Annotated in this window: 18 protein-coding genes and 1 tRNA gene; 11 read left to right on the plus strand and 8 right to left on the minus strand. The window is 66.2% G+C overall.

What is annotated here, in order from left to right; all coding sequences use genetic code 11:
- Window positions 1–25: 25 nt before the first annotated feature.
- Complete coding sequence (locus tag KVT39_RS14000; protein ID WP_034183585.1) at window positions 26–568, plus strand: peptidylprolyl isomerase; 543 nt, start codon at window positions 26–28, stop codon at window positions 566–568.
- Here KVT39_RS14000 and KVT39_RS14005 read toward each other — a convergent pair.
- The 4 genes from KVT39_RS14005 to KVT39_RS14020 form a co-directional block, all read right to left on the minus strand.
- Window positions 548–1,819: a hypothetical protein gene (locus tag KVT39_RS14005; protein WP_131947121.1), complete on the minus strand. Its 1,272-nt coding sequence runs from the start codon at window positions 1,817–1,819 to the stop codon at window positions 548–550. The two genes, KVT39_RS14000 and KVT39_RS14005, sit on opposite strands and share 21 nt — an antisense overlap.
- Window positions 1,800–4,457 carry a DNA mismatch repair protein MutS gene (gene mutS, locus KVT39_RS14010; RefSeq protein ID WP_217589376.1) on the minus strand — a complete coding sequence of 886 codons (2,658 nt, stop codon included), beginning with the start codon at window positions 4,455–4,457 and terminating at the stop codon, window positions 1,800–1,802. Before mutS ends, KVT39_RS14005 begins: the two co-directional genes overlap by 20 nt.
- Before the next feature lie 210 nt (window positions 4,458–4,667).
- Window positions 4,668–6,290 carry an NAD(P)/FAD-dependent oxidoreductase gene (locus tag KVT39_RS14015; RefSeq protein ID WP_131947119.1) on the minus strand — a complete coding sequence of 541 codons (1,623 nt, stop codon included), beginning with the start codon at window positions 6,288–6,290 and terminating at the stop codon, window positions 4,668–4,670.
- Between the two features lie 473 nt (window positions 6,291–6,763).
- Window positions 6,764–7,567 carry an inositol monophosphatase family protein gene (locus tag KVT39_RS14020; protein ID WP_034183589.1) on the minus strand — a complete coding sequence of 268 codons (804 nt, stop codon included), beginning with the start codon at window positions 7,565–7,567 and terminating at the stop codon, window positions 6,764–6,766.
- Between the two features lie 280 nt (window positions 7,568–7,847).
- Here KVT39_RS14020 and KVT39_RS14025 point away from each other — a divergent pair, with 280 nt between their 5' ends.
- Both KVT39_RS14025 and cysE read left to right on the plus strand, forming a co-directional pair.
- Window positions 7,848–8,672 carry an RNA methyltransferase gene (locus tag KVT39_RS14025; protein WP_217589377.1) on the plus strand — a complete coding sequence of 275 codons (825 nt, stop codon included), beginning with the start codon at window positions 7,848–7,850 and terminating at the stop codon, window positions 8,670–8,672.
- 297 nt (window positions 8,673–8,969) lie between these two features.
- Window positions 8,970–9,743, plus strand: a complete 774-nt coding sequence (cysE, locus tag KVT39_RS14030; RefSeq protein WP_034183604.1) for a serine O-acetyltransferase — start codon at window positions 8,970–8,972, stop codon at window positions 9,741–9,743.
- 48 nt (window positions 9,744–9,791) lie between these two features.
- Here the strand turns inward: cysE and KVT39_RS14035 are convergent, their stop codons facing one another.
- The 4 genes from KVT39_RS14035 to KVT39_RS14050 all read right to left on the minus strand — a co-directional run bounded on the left by KVT39_RS14035 (window position 9,792) and on the right by KVT39_RS14050 (window position 12,536).
- Window positions 9,792–10,592 carry a UDP-2,3-diacylglucosamine diphosphatase gene (locus tag KVT39_RS14035; RefSeq protein ID WP_105392856.1) on the minus strand — a complete coding sequence of 267 codons (801 nt, stop codon included), beginning with the start codon at window positions 10,590–10,592 and terminating at the stop codon, window positions 9,792–9,794.
- 23 nt (window positions 10,593–10,615) lie between these two features.
- Complete coding sequence (locus KVT39_RS14040) at window positions 10,616–11,107, minus strand: peptidylprolyl isomerase (protein ID WP_217589378.1); 492 nt, start codon at window positions 11,105–11,107, stop codon at window positions 10,616–10,618.
- A gap of 88 nt (window positions 11,108–11,195) precedes the next feature.
- Complete coding sequence (locus tag KVT39_RS14045; RefSeq protein ID WP_034183593.1) at window positions 11,196–11,771, minus strand: peptidylprolyl isomerase; 576 nt, start codon at window positions 11,769–11,771, stop codon at window positions 11,196–11,198.
- Window positions 11,772–11,810: 39 nt separating this feature from the next.
- A complete protein-coding gene (locus KVT39_RS14050) occupies window positions 11,811–12,536 on the minus strand; it encodes a tetratricopeptide repeat protein (protein ID WP_217589380.1) in 726 nt (241 codons plus the stop codon).
- 234 nt (window positions 12,537–12,770) lie between these two features.
- Here KVT39_RS14050 and cysS point away from each other — a divergent pair, with 234 nt between their 5' ends.
- The 8 genes from cysS (at window position 12,771) to KVT39_RS14090 (ending at window position 23,002) form a co-directional block, all read left to right on the plus strand.
- Entirely contained in the window at window positions 12,771–14,168 is a 1,398-nt protein-coding gene (gene cysS / locus KVT39_RS14055; RefSeq protein ID WP_034183595.1) for a cysteine--tRNA ligase, read from the plus strand.
- A 43-nt stretch (window positions 14,169–14,211) separates the two neighbouring features.
- Complete coding sequence (locus KVT39_RS14060; protein WP_217589382.1) at window positions 14,212–15,036, plus strand: DNA-3-methyladenine glycosylase; 825 nt, start codon at window positions 14,212–14,214, stop codon at window positions 15,034–15,036.
- Window positions 15,037–15,139: 103 nt separating this feature from the next.
- Entirely contained in the window at window positions 15,140–16,111 is a 972-nt protein-coding gene (locus KVT39_RS14065; RefSeq protein ID WP_006478433.1) for an acetyl-CoA carboxylase carboxyltransferase subunit alpha, read from the plus strand.
- Window positions 16,112–16,157: 46 nt separating this feature from the next.
- Complete coding sequence (tilS, locus tag KVT39_RS14070; protein WP_217589384.1) at window positions 16,158–17,576, plus strand: tRNA lysidine(34) synthetase TilS; 1,419 nt, start codon at window positions 16,158–16,160, stop codon at window positions 17,574–17,576.
- A gap of 343 nt (window positions 17,577–17,919) precedes the next feature.
- The gene (locus tag KVT39_RS14075; protein ID WP_034184693.1) at window positions 17,920–19,170 is read left to right on the plus strand and encodes an aspartate kinase; all 1,251 of its coding nucleotides are present in this window, start codon (window positions 17,920–17,922) and stop codon (window positions 19,168–19,170) included.
- A 113-nt stretch (window positions 19,171–19,283) separates the two neighbouring features.
- Window positions 19,284–19,377: transfer RNA gene (locus KVT39_RS14080), tRNA-Ser, on the plus strand.
- Between the two features lie 207 nt (window positions 19,378–19,584).
- Entirely contained in the window at window positions 19,585–20,973 is a 1,389-nt protein-coding gene (locus KVT39_RS14085; protein WP_217589506.1) for a hypothetical protein, read from the plus strand.
- 499 nt (window positions 20,974–21,472) lie between these two features.
- Entirely contained in the window at window positions 21,473–23,002 is a 1,530-nt protein-coding gene (locus KVT39_RS14090; protein ID WP_034184694.1) for an NADH-quinone oxidoreductase subunit M, read from the plus strand.
- Window positions 23,003–23,251 lie beyond the last annotated feature (249 nt).

Genomic DNA, 23,251 nt, shown 5'->3' on the forward strand with positions numbered 1-23,251 from the left:
TGAGACTTGTATTTGGGAGAATTGGATGAAAATCGCAAAAAACACCGTCGTATCGGTCACTTACAAGCTGTCGGATGCACAGGGCAATCTGATCGAGGAAAGCGACGAGCCGATGGTCTATCTGCACGGCGGCTATGATGGCACGTTCCCCAAGATCGAGGAACAGCTCGACGGGCACGAGCCGGGTTACCAGGCGCAGATTCAGCTCGAGCCGCAGGACGCGTTCGGCGACTACGATCCCGAACTCGTGAAGATCGAGCCGCGCGATCGTTTCCCCGAGCCGCTCGAAGTGGGCATGCAGTTCGAAGGCACGCCGGAAGACGGCGACGAGGACGTCGATTCGCTGATCTATACGGTCACCGACGTCGCCGAAGACAAGGTCGTGCTCGACGGCAATCACCCGCTGGCAGGCATGGCGCTGCGTTTCGCACTCACGGTGAAGGACGTCCGCGAAGCAACCGAAGACGAAATCGAGCACGAGCACGCGCATGGCGCGGAAGGGCTCGAGATCGTCGACGAGGATGAAGACGAAGACGGCGAATCGCCGTCAGGGCGCACCCTGCACTGAGCTCGCAGGGAGGCCGGGCGCCGGCCCCGATGCGGGGGGCGGTGCCGGCCACGACGCGCCGCCGGGTGCGGCGCCGTCACCCTGCAGCGGCGGCGCGACCGCCGACGAGTCGGGCAGCGCCGGCAACGCGGGGATTTCCGGCATCTGCGGCAGCGGGACATCGTCGTGCGGCACGAGCGGCAGCGCGGGCGGCACAGGCAGGTTCTTCGGTACCTCCTGCAGGCTCACGTTGAAGATCGTCTGCCGTGCCGGCGACACGCTCACCTTTACCCACTGATTCACCGGATGGCGCGGTCCGATCGCGACGCGCGTCACGTTTCCCACCAGGTCGCCGTCGTCGGTCCGCAGCGGTCGATCGATCAGAAAGCCGTTCGCGAGCGGTTCGCCGCTCGCGTGCATCACCAATATCGGGCCGCGGAACGTCGTCGCCGCCTTCACCAGCGTTCGTTTCAACTCGCGGAAGCCGTCGCGCACGCGCGGCCGGTTGAAACGCAGCCACGCGAACCGCTCCGAGCGTTCATAGCGTTCGAATTGCGGATCGCCTTCGAAAATCACCACCATCGCACGCGCTTCGCGCCGCTTCGCGTATTCGGCTGCGTGATCGATCCAGAACCCGTTCGCGATGACGCGGTCCTCGAATTCGCCGTTGCGGCCGCCGGCCGTCAGGAAGTGGTTGTTCGGCGCCGGTGCGTTGAGTGCGACATAGACGATGTCGTCGCGCATCCAGCGTGCGTTTTCGCGATACGGCCGGAACCGGGCGATCTCGCTTTCCCGCGTGATCTGCAGCGCGCCCGGGTCGGGCAGCGCCGAATCGGCGAGCAGCGTCTGCCGCAGGAAGTCGAGCCGTTCGACCGGATCGTAGTTGCCGCCGGCCACGGTGTTGCACGTTACCCAGTCGTCGTGGCCGGGGATGAAGACGAGCGGCACGCGTGCGGCGTCCAGGATCGCGCCGCGCTGCGAATACAGCGCATCGCGGCACGCTTCCTTCGAGCCCTTGAGATCGCCCGCATAGACGACGAAAGCGAGGTTGCGCTCGCGCGCGATCGAATCGAGCAGCCGCTGGGTCGCCGGTTCGTCCGCCGGTACGTTGATGACGCCCGACACGACCGCGAACGAGTAGGGCGCGGTGGCACGCTTCGGCGGCGCTGCCAGCGCGCCGGCCTGCGCGAGCGCCAGTACCGCCGCGGCGAGCGTGGCGGCGGCGCGGGCCGGCAGGCGCCGCGGGATGCGCTTACGCGTGCCCGTCGGCATCGTGCGACCGGACCAGCGTGCGCAGCTCGTACAGCAGGTCGAGCGCCTCGCGCGGCTTGAGATCGTCGGGGTCGATGTCGCGCAGCTTCTCGAGCGCCGGATGCGGTGTGTCGGGCAGCGCCGGCGCGTCCGCGCATTCGAAATCGTCGGCGACCACCGGCTGCGCGCTGAACAGGTCGAGTTGCGGCGTGTGCTGTACCGCCGACTGCTGTTCGAGATAGGCGAGGTGCTTGCGCGCGGCGCGGATCACGGGCGCCGGGACGCCCGCGAGCTGCGCGACCTGCAGGCCGTAACTCTGGTTCGCCGGGCCTTCGTTGACCGCGTGCAGGAACACGATGCCGTGGCCGTGCTCGACGGCCGACAGGTGCACGTTGGCTGCCTGCGGGAATTCGGCCGGCAGTTGCGTCAGCTCGAAGTAGTGCGTCGCGAACAGCGTGTAGCAGGCGTTGTGCGCAAGCAGGTGGCGCGCGATGGCCCATGCGAGCGCCAGGCCGTCGAACGTCGACGTGCCGCGGCCGATCTCGTCCATCAGCACGAGGCTTTGCGGGGTCGCGTCGTTGAGGATCGCCGCGGCCTCGGTCATCTCGACCATGAACGTCGAGCGGCCGCCCGCGAGATCGTCGGCCGCGCCGATGCGCGTGAAGATCCGGTCGATCGGACCGAAGCATGCGGACTTCGCCGGCACGTAGCTGCCGACGTAAGCCATCAGCGCGATCAGTGCGGTCTGCCGCATGAACGTCGACTTACCGCCCATGTTCGGACCGGTGATCAGCAGCAGCTTGCGTTCGGTGCCGAACCGGCAGTCGTTCGCGATGAACTGCTCGACCTGCGCTTCGACGACCGGGTGGCGGCCTTGTTCGATTTCGATGCCGATCTCGTCGGTGAAGGTCGGCGCGACCCAGTCGAGCGCGCGTGCGCGTTCTGCGAATGCGGCGAGCAGGTCGAGCTCGGCGAGTGCCGACGCGACGCGCTGGCACTCGGGGATGAACGGCAGCAGCGCCTGCAGCACCGCGTCGTACAGCGCGCGCTCGCGCGCCAGCGCGCGTTCCTGCGCGGACAGTGCCTTGTCCTCGAAGGTCTTCAGTTCGGGCGTGATGTAGCGCTCGGCGTTCTTCAGCGTCTGGCGGCGGCGGTAGTCGTCGGGCACCTTGTCGGTCTGGCCGCGCGTGACCTCGATGTAGAAGCCGTGCACCTTGTTGTATTCGACGCGCAGGTTCGCGATGCCGGTGCGCGTGCGTTCGCGCGCTTCAAGATCGATCAGGAACTGCCCGCAGTTCTCCGAGATGTCGCGCAGCTCGTCGAGCTCGGCGTCGTAGCCGCGCGCGATCACGCCGCCGTCGCGCACCATGGCAGCCGGCTCGGGCGCAATCGCACTCGTCAGCAGGTCGAGGCATTCGGCGGGCGGCGCGAGCGCCGCGTCGACACGGGTGAGCGCGTCCGCATTCGCGACGATCGCGCCGATGCGCTCGCGCAGCGCCGGCAGCGCGGCGAACGTGTCGCGCAGGCTCGACAGGTCCCGCGGGCGCGCGGACAGCAGCGCGAGACGCCCGGTGATCCGTTCGACGTCGGCGATCTGGCGCAGCGCGCTGCGCAGTGCGTCGAGGCTTGCATTCGCCGGCGCATCGAGCAGCGCGCCGATCGCCTGCTGGCGCGACTGCGCGGCGACCGACGCGCGCGGCGGGTGATGCAGCCAGTGACGCAGCAGGCGGCTGCCCATCGTCGTGCAGCAGGTGTCGAGCAGCGAATACAGCGTCGGCGACTCGGTGCCGCGCAGCGTCTCGGTCAGTTCGAGGTTGCGGCGCGTGGCCGGATCGAGCCCGATGTATTCGGTTTCGTTCTCGACCTTCAGACTGAGCACGTGCCGCAGTTGCTGGCCTTGCGTGGCTGCTGCGTAGAGCAGCAGCGCGCCGGCCGCGCCGCAGGCGCTCGTCAGCGAATGCGCACCGAAACCGTCGAGGCTCGCGACATCGAGCTGGTCGCACAGGCGCTGCGTGCCCGACGCGATGTCGAAGTGCCACGCCGGCACGCGCTTGGTTGCGCCCGTGCCTGTCGGCACGGCGTCGGTTGCGCCGTCCGCCGTCAGGATTTCGGCCGGCCGGATGCGCTCGAGCGCGGCGCCGAGCTGCTCGGGTTCGATTTCGGCGAGCCGCAGCGCACCGCTTGCGAGGTTCAGCCACGCGAGGCCGATGTTGACCGCGACGCCGCGCTTGTTGTGGCCCGTGCACATCGCGAGCAGGTAGACGTCGTTCTTGTCGGACAGCAGCGCGGCATCGGTCAGCGTGCCGGGCGTGACGACGCGCACGACCTTGCGCTCGACGGGGCCCTTCGACGTGGCCGGATCGCCGATCTGCTCGCAGATCGCGACCGATTCGCCCATCTTCACGAGCTTCGCAAGATACTGCTCGACCGCGTGATGCGGCACGCCGGCCATCTTGATCGGCGTGCCGGCTGTGGCGCCGCGCTGCGTGAGGGTCAGGTCGAGCAGGCGCGAGGCCTTTTCGGCATCTTCGAAAAACAACTCGTAGAAGTCGCCCATCCGGTAGAACACGAGGGTGTCGGGATGGTCGGCCTTGATGCGCAGGTACTGCTGCATCATCGGGGTGTGGCCTGCAAAGGCTTCGGGCGACAACGTGGTCATAGGTCAGGCATCAGGTTTGTTGCTTTGGTCGCCCGAGTTTACCAGTGGCCCCGACGTGCAAGTGCGAAGTTCGCCGTTCGGCCAGGTGCCGGAGACCACGACCGGCTGCTGCCGGCCCTGTCCGACGAGCCGACCCCGCACTCGGGCGGGCCCGCGAAAGTCGGCGTCACCCGGCTCACGGCGCTTCGCGCGCCGATCCTGCCCGGCACCTCAGGACGCGTGCGTCGACGTCAGGCTGAGTGCTACCGCTTGCGCGACTTCGATGCCGTCGATGGCTGCCGAATAGATGCCGCCCGCATACCCCGCACCTTCGCCGGCCGGATACAGACCTTCGACGTTCATGCTTTGGTAATCGTCCTTGCGTCGAATCCGGATCGGCGACGAAGTGCGCGTCTCCACGCCGGTGAGCACGGCATCGTGCATCGCGAAGCCCGCAATCTTCTTGTCGATCTGCGGCAATGCTTCACGGATGGCTTCGATCACGTAGTCCGGCAGCGCGGTGCTGAGGTCGGTCGGATTCACGCCCGGCTTGTACGACGGCTCCACCGAGCCCAGCGACGTCGACGGCCGGCCCGCGATGAAATCCCCGACCAGCTGGCCCGGCGCGCGGTAATCGCCGCCGCCGAGTTCGAATGCGCGCTCTTCCCATTTGCGCTGGAACGCGATGCCCGCCAGCGGACCGCCTGGATAGTCTTCCGGCGTGATGCCGACGACGATGCCCGCATTCGCGTTGCGCTCGGCACGGGAATACTGGCTCATGCCATTGGTGACCACGCGGCCCGGCTCCGAGGTCGCCGCGACCACCGTGCCGCCGGGGCACATGCAGAAGCTGTAGACGGCCCGCCCGTTGCTGCAGTGGTGGACCACCTTGTAGTCGGCCGCACCGAGTTGCTTGTGGCCCGCAAACTTGCCGAAGCGGCTGCGATCGATCAGCCCCTGCGGATGTTCGATGCGAAAACCCAGCGAAAACGGCTTGGCTTCGATATACACACCGCGATCGTGCAGCATCTGGAAGGTGTCGCGCGCGCTGTGGCCCACGGCCAGCACCACGTGGTCGCACCGGAGCGTTTCCCCGTTCGAGAGCTTCAGCGAGCGTACCTTGCCCTGATCGATTTCGATGTCGTCGACCCGGGTTTCGAAGCGCACTTCACCACCCAGTTCGTGGATGGAGGCGCGCATTTTTTCCACCATGCTGACGAGGCGGAACGTGCCGATGTGCGGCCGGCTCAGATACAGAATGTCTTCCGGCGCGCCCGCCTTGACGAATTCGTCGAGCACCTTGCGGCCATAGTGGTTCGGATCCTTGATCTGGCTGTACAGCTTGCCGTCGGAAAACGTGCCGGCGCCGCCTTCGCCGAACTGCACGTTGGATTCGGGATTGAGTACGCTCTTGCGCCACAGGCCGAAGGTGTCCTTGGTGCGCTCGCGCACGGCCTTGCCGCGTTCGAGGATGATGGGGCGGAATCCCATCTGCGCGAGGATCAGCCCTGCAAACAGGCCGCACGGCCCCATGCCGATGACGACCGGGCGCAGGAAATCGGCGTGCTCCGGGGCCTTCGCGACGAAGTGGTACGCCATGTCGGGCGTCACGCCGCAATGCGGCTTGCCGGCGAGTTGCTCGAGCGCGGCCGCTTCGTCCTTGACTTCGACATCGACGATATACGTCAGCTTGATGTCGGAGCGCTTGCGTGCATCGTGCGCACGGCGGAACACGGTGTAACGGACGAGCCCGTCTGCCGCCACGCCAAGCTCCTCGAGGCGCGCGCGAATCGCGGCTTCGAGAGCGCTTTCGGGATGGTCGAGGGGGAGTTTAATTTCGCTTAGCCGTAACATGGGTACTCGGATGCTGTCGCCACGACGTCGTGGCGGTGTTGAAACAGGCGGGGCAGGCATGCGGGTGGGGGCGTTGTTCGCCACGCGGGCATCCCGGATGCTAATCATTCATCGCTGGAAAACGCGGTACGACGGGCTGCATGCTGACCAGGCCGGACAACTCGGGCAACGTCAGGACGGGAGCGTGAAGCGCGGGGAAGATTTTTCCGTCCCCGAACCATCGGAAGGCGAAAGCCGCTCCATCATCACGGTGCCGGCGAGTGGTTTGTCGAAAGCCACGCCAGGCGGGCGTAGCGCCCTTGTCGTTCATGCCGGCCAACATAGCACATCGATATCAATGCCACGCAAAAATGCGGCCGCCAGAGCGAAAAGGGCGGTAGCGACGCACGCGGCATCGCTTTGCCGACGGCCCGTGCCGCGTGAAGCGGGCCCGGGCCGTCGAAGCGCACCGCACAGGCGGGCGCGGCCGGGACTTATTCGGCCGTCGGATGCACGCGGGTGTAGCGATTCAGGATCGGGATCATCTGCGCGTAGATCTTCGGGTTCGCGGCGACGATCTCATGGCGATGCAGGAAATCGGCATCGCCGGTGTAGTTGCCGACGAGGCCGCCGGCCTCGGTGATCAGCAGGCTGCCCGCCGCCATGTCCCACACGTTGATGCCCTGCTCGAAGAATGCGTCGAGGCGGCCGGCCGCGACGTTCGCGAGATCGAGTGCCGCCGCGCCCGGGCGGCGCAGGCCCGTGCACGCCTGCGTCATTTCGGTGAAGAGGCGCGCGTATGCGTCGAGGCCGTCCTTCTCGCGGAACGGGAAGCCGGTGCCGACCAGTGCGTCGGACAGGCGGTCGCGGCGGCCGACGCGGATGCGGCGATCGTTCAGGTACGCGCCGCGGCCGCGCGTGGCCGTGAACAGGTCGTTCTTGTTCGGATCGTAGACGACGGCCTGCGTGACGACGCCCTTGTGCTCGAGCGCGATCGATACGCAGTAGTACGGGAAGCCGTGGATGAAGTTGGTCGTGCCGTCGAGCGGATCGATGATCCACTTGAATTCGGATTCGTTCTCCGATTCGCCCGATTCCTCCGCGAGGATCGCGTGGTCGGGGTAGGCGGTCTTCAGCGTCTCGATGATCGCCTCTTCGGCGGCCTTGTCCACTTCGGTGACGAAGTCGTTCTGCTGCTTCCTGCGGATCTCGATCAGGTCGAGATCGAGGGATGCGCGATTGATGATCTGTCCGGCGCGGCGCGCAGCCTTGACAGCAATGTTGAGCATGGGATGCATGAGCCTGGATCCTGTAGCCGGCGGCACGGGCCGCCACGAAGTGGAACAACCGCCCGGGACGGCGCAAGCGTGCCGGGCGAGGTGAGACGCGAATTGACAAAGAGCGGGGTACGACCCGCGTCGCACGGAGCGCGACGCGTAAAGGCATGATTTTACCCGATTTTTGGCGGTTTCAGGCGACCGGAATGCGGGGAAACCCCCGCTGGCCGTCCGGACGAGTGGGTTTGCCGGAGCGATAGCGCTACCATACGGCCATTCTGATGAACCGAGTCGTATCGTAGTGGAAACCCCGCAGAACACCGCCGCGCCGTCCGAGTCGGGCGCGGACACGTCCCGGCCGTCGTCCGGCGGCTTCACGTCCACCCGTTTCGTGCTTGTCGAGCCGAGCCATCCCGGCAATGTCGGGGCGGCCGCCCGCGCGCTGAAGACGATGGGCTTCTCGCGTCTCGTGCTGGTCGCGCCGCGCGTGCCGCACGTGCAGAGCGACCCCGAGGCGATCGCGATGGCCAGCGGCGCGGACGACGTCCTCGCGTCCGCGCATGTCGTGCCGACGCTCGGCGACGCGCTGTCCGGCGTCCACTGGTCGATTGCGCTGACCGCGCGCACGCGCGAATACGGGCCGCCGCGCCTCGCGCCGCGCGCGGCCGCCGCGCAGGCGTGCGCGCAGGTCGGCGCGGGCGACATCGCGCTCGTGTTCGGCAACGAGCGCACGGGCCTCGCGAACGAGCATGTCGAGCAGTGCAGCGCGCTTGCGCACATCCCGGCGAACCCTGCATACAGCTCGCTGAACCTCGCACAGGCCGTGCAGGTGCTCGCGTACGAGCTGCGCGTCGCGTTTCTCGAGCAGGCGAGCGAGCCTTCGCCGCAACCGTCGGCCGAGGCCGGCACGCTCGCGCAGAGCGACGAGATCGAGCGGATGTACGTGCACCTCGAGAACGCGCTGATCGCGCTCGATTTCCTCGACCCGCGCAATCCGAAGAAACTGATGCCGCGGCTGCGGCGCCTGTTCGCACGCACGGGCCTCGAGCGCGAGGAGGTCAACATCCTGCGCGGCGTCGCGAAGCACATCCTGCTGAAAACGGGCAAGCCCGACGGCGACGCATAAGCGGCCGGCGCGCCGGCAACCTGGCGTTCAGGCGCGGCGTCACGGTCGGCCGGGCGGCGTTGCGCGGCCTCCGGAAGCGCCGGGCCCGCAGCGTTTCCGGCCGGCCGAACCTCCCGCAAACACTGCGACAGCGAGCCTCCCGCCCGAATACCCGCGCCGGCGGCGGGGTGAACGCGCGACCTCGTGCGGCCGTGTGCGACTGGCCCTACAATCGCCGGACGTCATAAGCAAATTACCCGGCGCGATAACGGCCGGTCATTGCCGGCGGTGCGTGCCGGCCTTTTCCCCGATCAGATCATGTTCACGAGACTGCGCGAAGACGTTGCAACGATTCGCGAGCGGGATCCCGCCGCTCGCAGTGCCTGGGAAGTGCTGACCTGTTATCCGGGGCTGCATGCGCTCGTGCTGCACCGGTTCGCGCATGCCTGCTGGCGCGCAAAGCGCTACTGGCTTGCACGTTTCGCGTCGCAGGCCGGGCGGTTCCTGACGGGTATCGAGATCCACCCCGGCGCGACGATCGGCCGGCGCGTGTTCATCGATCACGGCATGGGTGTCGTGATCGGCGAAACGGCGATCATCGGCGACGACTGCACGATCTATCAGGGCGTGACGCTGGGCGGCACGTCGCTCACGCGCGGCGCGAAGCGCCACCCGACGCTCGAGGCCGGCGTGATCGTCGGCGCGGGCGCGAAGGTGCTCGGCGGTTTCACGGTCGGCGCGGGTGCGAAGATCGGTTCGAACGCGGTCGTCGTGAAGCCGGTGCCGGCGGGCGGCACGGCGGTCGGCAATCCGGCGCGCATCGTGATGCCGGCGCAGCCGAAGCCGCAGCCGGAACGCGCGGCGTTCTGCGCATACGGGATCACGCCGAACGCCGACGATCCGATGTCGCTCGCGATTCACGGGCTGATCGATCACGCGGCGAAGGAAAGCCGCCGCGTCGACGAGATCGTCGCGGCGCTCGAGCGGCTCGGCACGCATCTGGAAACGCTGCAGGGCGCCGACGCGGCGCGCCTCGACCTGCGCAGGCTGTCGGCGGTGCTGGAAGGAAAGACGGTCGAGCGCCAGGCGTAATGCGATGCACGCCGACGGCTGCCGGTCGGTGAGACGGCAGCCGCGGCGTCAGTCGAGCGGCATCGCGTGGATGCCTTCCGCGTCGACGCGCAGGTAGCCGCCGCGCGGCGCACCGTGGTCGAGATCCCAGTCGGGCAGCACCCAGCGGATGCCGCCCGGTTCGGCGTGGCTCGCGGGGCGGTGCGTGTGGCCGTGAATGATCACGGTTGCGCGGCTTTTCCGGAACAGCGCGGCCACGCCTTCACGCGTGACATCGTAGATCGCCGAAGCAGGGCGCATCCGGCCCGCTTCGCTGTTCGAGCGCATGCGTTGCGCGAGCGCGCGGCGCCAGCGCAACGGCCATGCGAGAAACAGCCATTGCGCGACGCGGTTGCGTGCGAAGCGGCGGAACACCTGGTAGCCGCGGTCGGCCGTGCATTGCGCGTCGCCGTGCGCGAGCACGATGCGCTGGCCGAACGCCATGATCAGCGAAGGGTCGGGCAGCAACATCGCGCCGGCTGCCTTCATGAAGCGCCGGCCGAGCAGGAAATCGCGGTTGCCGTGCATCACGTAGAGCGCGATCCCGCGTTCCGAGAACGTATGCATCAGCGCGGCCATGCGTGCCGCGAACGGATCGTCGTCGAGGATGTCGTCGCCGATCCAGTATTCGAAAAGATCGCCGAGGATGAACACCGAGTCGGCGCTGTCCGCGGTGTATTTCACGAAATGCTCGAACGCGGCGACCGTCTTCGGAATCGCCTCGCTCAGATGCAGATCGGAGAGCAACAGGAACGGGCGTGCGGCTTGCGCGTATTCGCGCTCGCCCGGCACGCCCGCGGAGACGCTTCGCGGCGGACTCTCCTGCAACATCGAAGTGCCTCCGTTACCGTGCGTCAGACCACGACGGCCTTCTCGATCACGACGTCGTCGGTCGGCACGTCCTGGTGGAAACCGGCGTTGCCCGTCTTGACGCCCTTGATCTTGTCGACCACGTCCTGGCCTTCGACGACCTTGCCGAACACCGCGTAGCCCCAGCCCTGCGGCGTCGGCGACGAGTGGTTCAGGAAGTCGTTGTCGTTCACGTTGATGAAGAACTGGGCGGTGGCCGAGTGCGGATCGTTCGTGCGCGCCATCGCGACCGTGTAGTTGTCGTTCTTCAGGCCGTTGTTCGCCTCGTTGTCGATCGGCGCGTCGGTCGGCTTCTGCTTCAGGCCCGGCTCGAAGCCGCCGCCCTGGATCATGAAGCCGTTGATCACGCGATGGAACACGGTGCCGTCGTAGTGGCCCTTCTTCACGTAGCTCAGGAAGTTCTCGACCGTCTTCGGTGCCTTCGCGGCGTCGAGCTCGAGCTTGATCACGCCGTGGTTCGTATGCAGTTCAACCATGATGAATTCCTTCGATGAGGCGGTTTAAATGGCACGCGGCCGGTCGTGCGACGCGGCCGCGTGAGTCGCCGGACGTGCCGGCAGGTTCTTACTTCGAGACGATGCTGGCCGATTCGATCACGACCGGTTGCGCGGGCACGTCCTGCATCGGGCCGCGCGAGGTCGTCGCCACGCCTTCGATCTTCTTCACGACGTCGAGGCCCGACACGACCTTGCCGAACACCGCATAGCCGTTGCCGTCCGGGTTCGGGTAGTCGAGGCCGCTGTTGTCGACCGTGTTGATGAAGAACTGCGCGGTGGCCGAGTTCGGATCGCTCGTGCGTGCCATCGCGATCGTGCCCGTCAGGTTCTTCAGACCATTGCGGCTCTCGAGCGGAATCGGCGCGCGGGTCGGCTTCTCCTCGAAGCTGGTCTTGTAGCCGCCGCCCTGGATCATGAAGCCCTTGATCACGCGATGGAAGATGGTGCCGTTGTACTGGCCGGCCTTCACGTAATCGAGGAAGTTGGCGACCGACTTCGGCGCCTTCTCCGGGTAGAGCTCGACACGGATGTCGCCCTGCGAGGTCTTGAGCTGCACGACCGGGTGCGCGGTGGCCGTTTGCGCGAAAGCGGGCGCGGTCGCGAGAAGGGCGGCGCCGCCAAGCGCCAGCAACAGACGTTTCATTGCGATCCTCAGGTTGGGAGGGAAAGGGGGCCGCGCCGCTTATTGCGACGGCGGCGCGACATACGGTGCCGCCAGTGCGCCTGACGGACCGCTGAACTGGAACGTCGGCGACATCGGCAGCGTGGTGGTGCTCACGTTCGCGGCTGCGCGTTCGGAGTAGTCGCGCGTGGCCGGCGCGACCGCGCGGGCATTCGGCGCGACCTTCGGCGGCGACACGATCTTCTGCAGGTCGGCGAGGCGCTGCGCGGTCGCGCCGCTCGTGCGGCCGAGCGATTGCGCACGCTTGTACGATTCGGCCGCGAGGCGCAGGTACAGGTCGCCGAGGTTTTCGTACGCGAGCGAGTAGCTCGGGTTCGATTGCGTCGCCGTGACGAGCGCGGTGCGCGCTTCGTCGTAGCGGCCGTGCTTCGCGTAGAGCGCCGCGAGGTTGTTGTACGGCTCGGGCAGTTCGGGGTACGCCTGCGTGATCGCGACGAACTGCTGGATCGCATCGTCGTCGCGGTTCAGGCGGGCCAGCACGGTGCCGCGCTTGAACTGCGCCTGCACGTCGCGCGGGTTCGACGCGATGCGCGCGTCGAGCTGCGCAAGCGCCTGCTTCCACTGCTTGCCGGCGATCGACGCGTCGATTTCGGGGGTGCCGTCGGCGGTGGCCGGGGCTTTCTGCGCATGCGTCGCGGGGGCCGCGAACAGCGTCAGCGCGACGCCCATGACGGTGGTCGCAACGAGGGTCGCAGCGCTCGGCGCGCGGCCGCGATGAGGTTTCATAGGCGTAAATCGGAATGTTATACTCCGAGCCATTCTAACAAAACGTCTGCGCGTTCCGGCGAGCCGCAGGCAGTCTTTCTTAGCCTCTCGTGGCCGTCACCGCTGTGCTTGCAGCCTGACCGCCCCGTGTGATAGCGAGGACGCTCGGCCTGGCGCCGCAGCAGATGGTCCGTCCGCTTCGCATGCTGGGCGAGCTTCGCCAGGGCGGTCTCCTTCGGCTCACGGTTCATCTCTATGGAATCACTGCGCATCTACAACACGCTCGCGCGTGACAAGCAAGTTTTCGTGCCGCGCCAGTCCGGCGAAGTGCGGATGTACGTATGCGGGATCACCGTCTACGACTATTGTCACGTGGGCCACGCGCGCATGCTGGTCGTGTTCGACCTCGTCCAGCGCTGGCTGCGTGCGATCGGCTACCGGGTCACGTATGTGCGCAACATTACGGACATCGACGACAAGATCATCCGCCGCGCGGTCGAGAACGGCGAGACGATCAAGTCGCTGACCGACCGGTTCATCGGCGCGATGCACGAGGATGAAGGTGCGCTCGGCATCCAGCGGCCCGACATCGAGCCGCGTGCGACGCAATTCATTCCGCAGATGCTCGGCATGATCGAGACGCTCGAGACGAACGGTTACGCGTACCAGGCGGCCGACGGCGACGTCAATTACTCGGTGCGCAAGTTCGCGAACTACGGGAAGCTGTCGGGCAAGTCGCTCGACGATCTCCGCGCGGGCGAGCGCGTCGCCGCGAACGACGCGAAGGAAGATCCGCTCGATTTCGTGCTGTGGAAGCGCGCGAAGCCGGAAGATCCGGAAGGCGCGTCGTGGGCATCGAAGTACGGGATGGGCCGCCCGGGCTGGCACATCGAGTGCTCGGCGATGGGCTGCACGCTGCTCGGCGATCATTTCGACATCCACGGCGGCGGGCAGGATCTGCAATTCCCGCACCACGAGAACGAGATCGCGCAGAGCGAAGGCGCGACCGGCCAGACGTTCGTCAACTACTGGATGCACAACGGCTTCGTGCAGGTCGACAACGAGAAGATGTCGAAATCGCTCGGCAACTTCTTCACGATCCGCGAAGTGCTCGAGCGGTACGACGCCGAAGTCGTGCGCTTCTTCATCGTGCGCACGCACTACCGGTCGCCGCTCAACTACAGCGACGTGCATCTCGACGATGCGCGCGCGTCGCTCACGCGTCTCTATACCGCGCTGAAGGATGTCGAGGCCGACACGCTCGCGCTCGACTGGAACGAGCCGCATGCGCAGCGTTTCGCGGCCGCGATGAACGACGACTTCAACACGCCCGTCGCGGTGGCGACGCTGTTCGAGCTGGCGGGCGAGGTGAATCGCACGCGCGACGCGGCGCTCGCGCGGCAACTGAAACAACTGGCAGGCCTGCTCGGCCTGCTGGGGCGCGAACCGCGCGCGTTCCTGCAGCAGGCGTCCGGCGCCGCGCAGGCGGGCGCGCTCGCCGCCGACGAGATCGAAGCGAAGATCGCCGCGCGCGTCGCGGCGAAGCAAGCGAAGGACTATGCCGAAGCGGACCGGATCCGGGCAGAACTGCTCGAGGCCGGCATCGCACTTGAAGACAAACCGGGCGGATCGACCGAATGGCGTCGCGTATGAGCGCGGTGCGTTCCACTGACCGATCCGTCAGGTAGGAGGCAGGATGGCAACGGCCAGAAAAGCGCCGGTCAGGCGCGCGACCCCGGTCGCCGCGCGTCCGGCAGCCAAGCGCGTGCCGTCGAAGGCGGACGCCACGCGCGCCGCGCCGAACGGCGCGCTGAACGGTCATGCGCAGCCGGCGGCTGCGCAGCCGGCCGCCGACGCGGCCCGCAAGACGCGTGTGTCCGAAGCGGACGGCGAGGAGGTTGTCGTGCGTCCTGCATACTGGGACAAGGCATGCGCCGACCTCGTCAAGCGCGACCGGATCCTGAAGAAACTGATTCCGAAGTTCGGTCCCGCGCATCTCGTGAAGCGCGGCGACCCGTTCGTCACGCTCGCGCGCTCGGTCGTCGGCCAGCAGATTTCGGTGCCGTCCGCGCAGTCGCTGTGGGCGCATATCGAGGACGCCTGTCCGAAACTCGCACCGCAGCCGGTGATCCGGCTTGGCGCGGACAAGCTGATCGCTTGCGGGTTGTCGAAGCGCAAGACCGAATACATCCTCGATCTCGCGCAGCATTTCGTGTCGGGCGCGCTGCACGTCGACAAATGGATGTCGATGGACGACGAGGACGTGATCGCGGAACTCACGCAGATCCGCGGCATCAGCCGCTGGACGGCCGAGATGTTCCTGATCTTCAACCTGTCGCGGCCGGATGTGCTGCCGCTCGACGACCCGGGCCTGATTCGCGCGATCAGCGTCAATTACTTCAGCGGGGAACCCGTCACGCGCAGCGAGGCGCGCGAGGTCGCGGCCAACTGGGAGCCGTGGCGCACCGTCGCGACCTGGTACATGTGGCGCAGCCTCGATGCACCCGACACCGACGCCTGAGTGTTGGCTATCGGGTTTTAAACATCAATAGTTGAGAGTCGGTTTTGAGCGTCGCCCGCGCGGGTAGAATACGCGCTGCCGCAAGACCCAAGGATTCGAACACATGAAGACCACGTTTCTGGATTTCGAACAGCCGATCGCCGAACTCGAGGCCAAGATCGAAGAACTGCGATTCGTGCAGGATGACTCGGCTGTCGATATTTCGGAAGAAATCGAGCGGCTGTCGAAGAAAAGCCAGCAACTGACGAAGGACCTCTACGCGAACCTGTCGCCGTGGCAGGTTTCGCAGATCGCGCGGCACCCGCAGCGTCCGTACACGCTCGATTACGTTGCGGAACTGTTTACCGATTTTCACGAACTGCACGGCGACCGCGCATTCGCGGACGATCTGTCGATCGTCGGCGGTCTCGCGCGCTTCGGCGGCCATCCGTGCATGGTGATCGGTCACCAGAAGGGCCGTGACACGAAGGAACGCGCCGCGCGCAACTTCGGGATGCCGCGTCCGGAAGGCTATCGCAAGGCCGAACGCCTGATGCGTCTCGCCGAGAAGTTCGGGCTGCCGATCTTCACGTTCGTTGACACGCCGGGCGCGTACCCGGGCATCGGCGCGGAAGAGCGCGGCCAGTCGGAGGCGATCGGCCGCAACCTGTACGTGATGGCCGAGCTGAAGACGCCGATCATCACGACGGTGATCGGCGAGGGCGGTTCGGGCGGCGCACTCGCGATCGCCGTGGCCGACACCGTGATGATGCTGCAGTTCTCGACCTACTCGGTGATCTCGCCGGAAGGCTGCGCGTCGATCCTGTGGAAAAGCGCCGCGAAGGCGCCGGAAGCCGCGGAAGCGCTGGGCCTGACCGCGCACCGCCTGAAGGCGCTCGGCCTGATCGACAAGATCATCAACGAGCCGCTCGGCGGCGCGCATCGCGATCCGAAGGGCATGGCTGCGCTGCTGCGCCGCGCGCTCGCCGATTCGCTGCGCCAGTTCCAGGGCATGAGCATCGATGCGCTGCGCGAGCGCCGCTTCGAGCGCCTGATGGCCTACGGCAAGTTCAAGGAAACCACGCCGGGCGCATGACCGGCCGCGTGCTCGATACGCGCGCCGCCGAGCGCGCGTCACTCTCGTGATCCCACCGACCGAATTCTCCGCCGACCGCGCCGTACTCGACGCGGTCGGCGTTGCGCTTTCCGGCATGCCGTCCGATGCACGCATCGCGATCGCCTATAGCGGCGGCCTCGATTCGACGGTGCTGCTCGACGCGGCCGTGCGTGTCGCGGGCGGGTCGCGCTGTATCGCGCTGCACGTGCATCACGGCCTGAGCGCGAACGCCGACGCATGGGTCGCGCATGCCGAGGCGGCAGCGGCGCGGCTCGGCGTAGAATTCGAATCGATGCGCGTCGACGTGCCGCGCGACAGCGGTCTCGGTATCGAGGCGACCGCCCGCGAGCGTCGTTATGCCGCGCTCGACGCGATGTGCGAGCGCCATGGCGCGGCTACGCTGTGGCTTGCGCAGCATGCGGACGACCAGGCCGAGACCGTGCTGCTGCAACTGTTGCGCGGCGCGGGGATCGCGGGGCTCGCCGCCATGGCGCCGCGCTACCGTCCCGATGGCGCGAGCGTCGAGCGCGTGCGTCCGTTGCTGCGATTGTTGCGCGCGCAACTCGAGCGTTATGCGACGCAGCACGAACTCGAATGGATCGACGACGAATCGAACAGCGACACGCGCTACGCGCGCAATGCGCTGCGCATCGACGTGCTGCCGGCGCTGGCCGTGCATTTCCCTGGCTTTCGCGACGCGCTCGGTCGCGCGGCCCAGCATGCGGCCGCCGCACAGCGGCTGCTCGACGATCTGGCCGAACTGGATTTCGCCGTCGCCGCGCGCGATGACGGGCGGGCGCTGTCGCGCGAGTCGCTGGTCGCGTTCGACGACACGCGCGGCGCGAATCTGCTGCGTTTCTGGATGCGCCGGCTCGGTTTGCCGGGTGCGTCCGCCGCCCGGCTCGCCAACATGATGCGGCAACTGCGCGCCGCGCACGACGCGCATGCGCTGCGCGTCGATCACGCGGGGCAGTGCCTGCGGCTCTATCGCGATGTCGTTTACTGGGAAGCGGGCGACAGCGCCGAACCGGCCGACGACGGCACCGGTACACCGCACCCGGAATCGACGCTCGCGTGGGATGGGCAGGAAGTCTGGCACCTGCCGGGATGGCGCGGCACGTTCGTGTTCGCGCCGGCCGATGCGGGAAGCGCCGACGCGGTGCCGGAGGCGCTGCTGCGCGGCGCACGGCTCGCCGCGCGCGCCCGTGCGGGCGGCGAGCGGATGCGCACGTCGCCGGGCGGGCCGGGCCGGACGCTGAAGAATCTGTTCCAGGAGCGCGGCGTGCCGGCATGGCAGCGCGACGTGCCGCTGCTGTTCGCGGGCGACCGGCTGATCTACGTGCCGCGGCTTGGCGTGAACCGCGATGGCGAGTTGTTCGACAACGGGCCGTCCGGCGGCGCATGGCGCCGGATCGAATGGCGTCCCGACCTGCTGATCGCGTAACGGCGGGCAGGCTTCCGGCAGCGTGATGGCGCGCCCATTTTCACCATTTGGTAAACAGCGCCGGAACGGCCGTGGACACGGCGAGCGGCTTGTCAAGCGGGCTTCTATCGGGTACGCTCGGACGTTTGCTCGGCTCGATTTTTGAGCGATTTGTGCAGGTTTCCCGCGTGACGTACCCGGTTTGCGCGGCCTGATCGGCCTTCCGGGCAAAATCCGTCACGCTTGCGTGTTGCGTCCCAGCCGTCCCCCTCGTCGTCCGTCCACAGCCACAAGCCGCGTGACCGAACGGCAACGCGGCCTGCCCAGCGCGCCCGTGCGGTCTCTCCTCCAGTTCAGAACGACAATGGCACTCATCGTACACAAATACGGCGGCACTTCGATGGGCTCGGTCGAGCGCATCAAGAACGTCGCGAAACGCGTCGCAAAATGGCATCAGGCCGGGCACCAGATGGTGGTCGTGCCTTCGGCGATGTCCGGCGAAACCAACCGTCTGCTCGGTCTTGCGAAAGAGATTTCGAGCCAGCCGAGCCCGCGTGAGCTCGACATGATCGCGTCGACCGGCGAGCAGGTCAGCGTCGGCCTGCTGTCGATCGCGCTGCAGGAAATCGGCGTCGAGGCCGTGAGCTACGCCGGCTGGCAAGTGCCGATCAAGACCGACAGCGCGTTCACGAAAGCGCGCATCCACTCGATCGACGACGAGCGCGTGAAGGCCGATCTGAATGCCGGCAAGGTCGTGATCATCACGGGCTTCCAGGGCGTCGATCCGGACGGCCACATCACGACGCTGGGCCGTGGCGGCTCGGACACGTCGGCGGTGGCGGTCGCGGCTGCGCTGGATGCCGAAGAGTGCCTGATCTATACGGACGTCGATGGCGTCTACACGACCGATCCGCGTGTCGTCGAAGAGGCGCGACGCCTCGATCGCGTGACGTTCGAGGAGATGCTGGAAATGGCCAGCCTCGGCTCGAAGGTCCTGCAGATCCGCTCGGTCGAATTCGCCGGCAAATACCAGGTGAAGACGCGCGTGCTGTCGAGCCTGACCGATCCGCTGATTGCGCTCGACGAAGAAATGCGCTCGGGCACCCTGATTACTTTTGAAGAAGACGAGACCATGGAAAAGGCAGTCATTTCCGGCATCGCGTTCCAGCGCGACGAAGCACGCATTGCTGTGATGGGCGTGCCCGACAAGCCGGGCATCGCGTATCAGATCCTCGGCCCGGTCGCCGATGCGAACGTCGACGTCGACATGATCATCCAGAACCAGAGCGTCGAAGGCAAAACCGACTTCACGTTCACGGTCGGCCGTGGCGACTACCAGAAGGCGATGGACATCCTCACCAACCAGGTGAAGGGCCATGTGAACGCCGAGCAGGTGCAGGGCGACCCGAAGGTGTCGAAGGTGTCGGTCGTCGGCGTCGGCATGCGTTCGCACGTGGGCGTCGCGAGCAAGATGTTCCGCACGCTGTCGGAAGAGGGCATCAACATCCAGATGATCTCGACGTCCGAAATCAAGATTTCGGTGCTGATCGACGAGAAATACATGGAGCTGGCCGTCCGCGCGCTGCACAAGGCATTCGAACTCGACCAGGCATGATGAAATTTTCGTGATGCGTTGACGAAAATGCATCACGGAAATTGACGCGCGGTTCGAAACCCTATATTATTTCGTTCTCGTCGCACTGCCTCCCTGGTGCGAGCGAAAGTTTGGGAGACGTGGCCGAGAGGTCGAAGGCACTCCCCTGCTAAGGGAGCATCTGGGCCAAAACCTGGATCGAGGGTTCGAATCCCTCCGTCTCCGCCAAAAGCGGTGACAAAGCCCCGCAAGTTCTCGGACTTGCGGGGCTTTTTCTTTTTCGGCTGCATCACGCCCTCACGCACAAAACATTCGATGCAGCCGGATCTCATCCTCAGGCGGAAGTGGCCGAGGTTACCAGTCAGGCAATGAGTGCTCGACTTGAGCGGCGGTAACGCGCTACATATCGCGTATCGATTGGCGCGACTCAAGGTGATGCTCTTGGCCAGCCCGCATTCCGTTCTGACTGTCCTCTCTCATCGGCCTGTCGACGGACTTGTCGACAATCACGGGCGTTACGCGCGGCTGCACGGCTACCGGCATGCGACGGTCGACGGCATGCACGTGTATGGCGAGCGCCAGCAGGTCCTGCACAAGTACCACGCGATCATCGCGCAGCTCGTCGCGATGGAGCCGGGTGCATTGCTGCTCGTGCTCGATCCGTTCTCCGTCGTGTTCGACCCGCACGCGCTGCCGGATGTCGCGCACGGTTACGATGCGATCGTCACGACGCAGACGTCGAAATCGGCGCTGCCCGCCGCAAGCGGCATGATCTTCCGCAACGTGCCCGATGTGCGGGAGCGGTTGCGCAAGCTGGCGGTCGAACTGGGCAAGTGGGCGATGCATCTTCCGGAGCGGCAGCACGCGTGCGAGGCGACGCTGCTTGCGGAGACCTTTCCGCCGCTGCCGTTCGACTTGCCGCTCGCGAACGGCCATTTCGCGTCGGCCCAGACGGTCTGGAGGGACGGGGTCGCGATCGATGCGATCGCCGGCGCCCGGCCGCTCGTGGCGCACCAGGCGCCCGAGTGGCGGCAGGTGGAGGGCGTCTGGGCGCCGACTGCCGACTACGACTTCCGCTATGTGGCGGCACTCGTCGACGATGCCGAACGGGTCCAGCGTGGTGATCACCCGCACGCAATGGACGACTGGCGTGCCGCGCAGCAACGAACGCGCGCCGCGGAGCGGCATGTGAATCCGCAGGCGCGTGTTGCGTTCGTGAGCCTGCATACATCGCATATCGCGGGCTACGGCGACCTGCACGAGGAGAACTTCGTTCGCTACTGCACGCGGCACGGCTATGCGTACCATGCGTATCGTGAGGCGCCCGCATTCCTGCCGGGCGGCATCGATGCGAACTGGGCGAAGCTGCATCTGATTCGCGAACATCTGCCGCATCATGCATTCGTGTTCTGGGTCGATGCGGACATCCTGGCGATCGATCAGAGTCAGTCCGTCGGCAGTACGATCGACGGCCGCGACTTCGTGATCGGTACCGATCACACGGCCTGGGCGATCAACTCGTGCATGATCGGCGTGCGCAACGTGGCGCCGATGCGCGAACTGGTCGAGCGCATCTGCGCGCGCATCGAGGGTTTCGGCGATCGTTCGTCGGTCTACGCGAGCGGCGGCGACCAGCAGGCGATCTATGTGGAACTGCTGCAGTCCGGCATGATCGATGCGCGCCATATCGTCGATGCGATGACGCTCGCGTCATCGCCGGTCTATGCCACGCGCGACAGCCGCTTCGTTCATTTTCCCGCACAACACAACCACTATCGCGCGGTGACGATGCGCGTATGGGACCGTCTGAGTCATCAGCGCTAGCGGCCGGGAACATGAACGACGCGGTGCCTGCAGCGACGCCGGACGGTGGAGCGGCCATGCGCGCCCGACCTGCATCGAGCAACGCTGAATGAAATAAAAATGAAAGCAGTGATGTAAGGCTGGGAGCACCGCGCGATCGCGCTCCGGCACGGCGTCAACCATCGCGCTCCGGCCCTCCGAAATGATGCGTTGACGTCAAAATTGCGGCGCTGCGTCGATTTCCACGACGTCCCTCATCGCGCAATACAAAAAATTACTCATAAAAATCAGTCTTCTGCGCCGACGCCGAAAATCGATGCGCTGCTGCGATGCAAAAAATAATCGATCGCCTTATGCTGGTTAACCCGATTGCGCTTGAGCGACATCAAGTTTTCGCGTGATGCCGCTTTACATTTTGCCAACATTGGCGATTCACGAAATCTATCTGTCGATCTGATTTCGTTCCTTTCGTTTCGCCTGTCCCCGATGCAGTGCGCGACCTCATCAAGGCCTTGTTGACATGCATGATTTTCCCTTCCTGAGCCTGGCCATCTGGGTTCCGATCCTGTTTGGCGCGTGCGTGCTGCGCGCCGGTTCCGACCATCATCCACGCCGGACACGACTGATTGCGCTCGCCGGTGCGCTGGCGGGGCTGGTCGCCGTCGTCCCGCTGGTCGCCGGTTTCGATGCGCATTCGGCCGCGATGCAGTTCGTCGAAAGCCGCAACTGGCTGGCGGCGTTCAATTCGGGATGGCGGGTCGGCATCGACGGCGCGTCGCTGTGGCTCGTCGTGCTGACCGCATTCACGACGCTCGTGGTGGTGATCGCGTCGTGGGAGTCGGTCACGGTGCGCGTCGCGCAGTACTACGCGTCGTTCCTGATCCTGTCGGGGTTGATGGTCGGCGTGTTCGCCGCACAGGACGGGCTGCTGTTCTTCATCTTCTTCGAGGCGACGCTGATCCCGCTTTACCTGTTGATTGGCACGTGGGGGCGCGAGCGCCGCGTGTATGCGGCCGTGAAGTTCTTCTTCATCTCGTTCGCCGGCTCGCTGCTGCTGCTGATGGCGATGCTGTACCTGTACGCGCAGTCGCATACGTTCGACCTGGCCGTGTGGCGCACGCTGCAGCTCGGTTTCGCGCCGCAGTTGCTGGTATTCCTCGGCTTCTTCGCCGCGTTCGCGGTCAAGGTGCCGATGTGGCCGGTTCATACGTGGCTGAGCGACGTGTACACGGACGGCCCGACGGGCGCCGCGCTGATGCTCGCGATGCTCAAGCTCGGCGGGTACGGGTTCCTGCGCTTCGCGCTGCCGATCACGCCCGACGCGAGCCATTTCTTCGCACCGGCCGTGATCGCGCTGTCGCTGTTCGCGATCGTCTATGCAAGCCTGATCGCGCTCGCGCAGACCGATCTCGGCAAGCTGCTCGCGTACTCGACGGTCGCGCACATGGGCATCGTCACGCTCGGGCTGTTCCTGTTCAACCGGATCGGCGTCGAAGGCGCGATCGTGCAGCTCGTGTCGTACGGCTTCGTCGCGGGCGCGATGCTGCTGTGCGTGAACGTGCTCGTCGATCGCACGAAGCAGCGCGAGATCGCCGCGTACGGCGGTGTGGCGGGCGTGATGCCGCGTTTCGCGACCTTCGCGCTGCTGTTCGCGATGGCCAACGTCGGCCTGCCGGGCACGTCGGGGTTCGTCGGCGAGTTCATGGTCATCATGGGCGCGATCCGTTTCAACTTCTGGATCGGCGCGATCGCGGCGCTGACGCTGATCCTCAGCGCGTCGTACACGCTGTGGATGCTCAAGCGCGTCGTGTTCGGCAAGGTCGCGAGCCAGCGGATCGCAAAGCTCGCCGACCTGAACCGTCGCGAGATCGTGATGTTCGCGTCGCTCGCGCTGGTCGTGCTGGCGGTCGGCATCGATCCGAAACCGTTTACCGACGCGATCGATCCGACCGTCGGCAAGCTGATCGACGAGGCCAGCCGTTCGAAGGTGCCGGCAGCGGATGGCCCGGTGCGGGCGCAGCCGTCGTACATGGCATCGACGCACGGCTGATCGCGGCACGCCGCGAGAGCGGGGGCGCATCGCACGGCGATGCGGTCGTTGCGCACACATCGATTGCGGTCCGGCGCATGCGGCGCCGGGCCCGCTTCCGGCTGCGTGAAATTGCCCCGCGACAATGTGTCTCACGGCAGATTTTGCAATGATGATTTGTCGCACCCACCGGTTTTTCATCGCACCCGCGCGACGTATGATTCGGCCACTTTCGTGAATCGAATGCGCATCGGGCATACGCAAAACGGA

Source organism: Burkholderia sp. GbtcB21, from assembly GCF_019091065.1.
Classification (GTDB): Bacteria; Pseudomonadota; Gammaproteobacteria; order Burkholderiales; family Burkholderiaceae; genus Burkholderia; species Burkholderia pyrrocinia_C.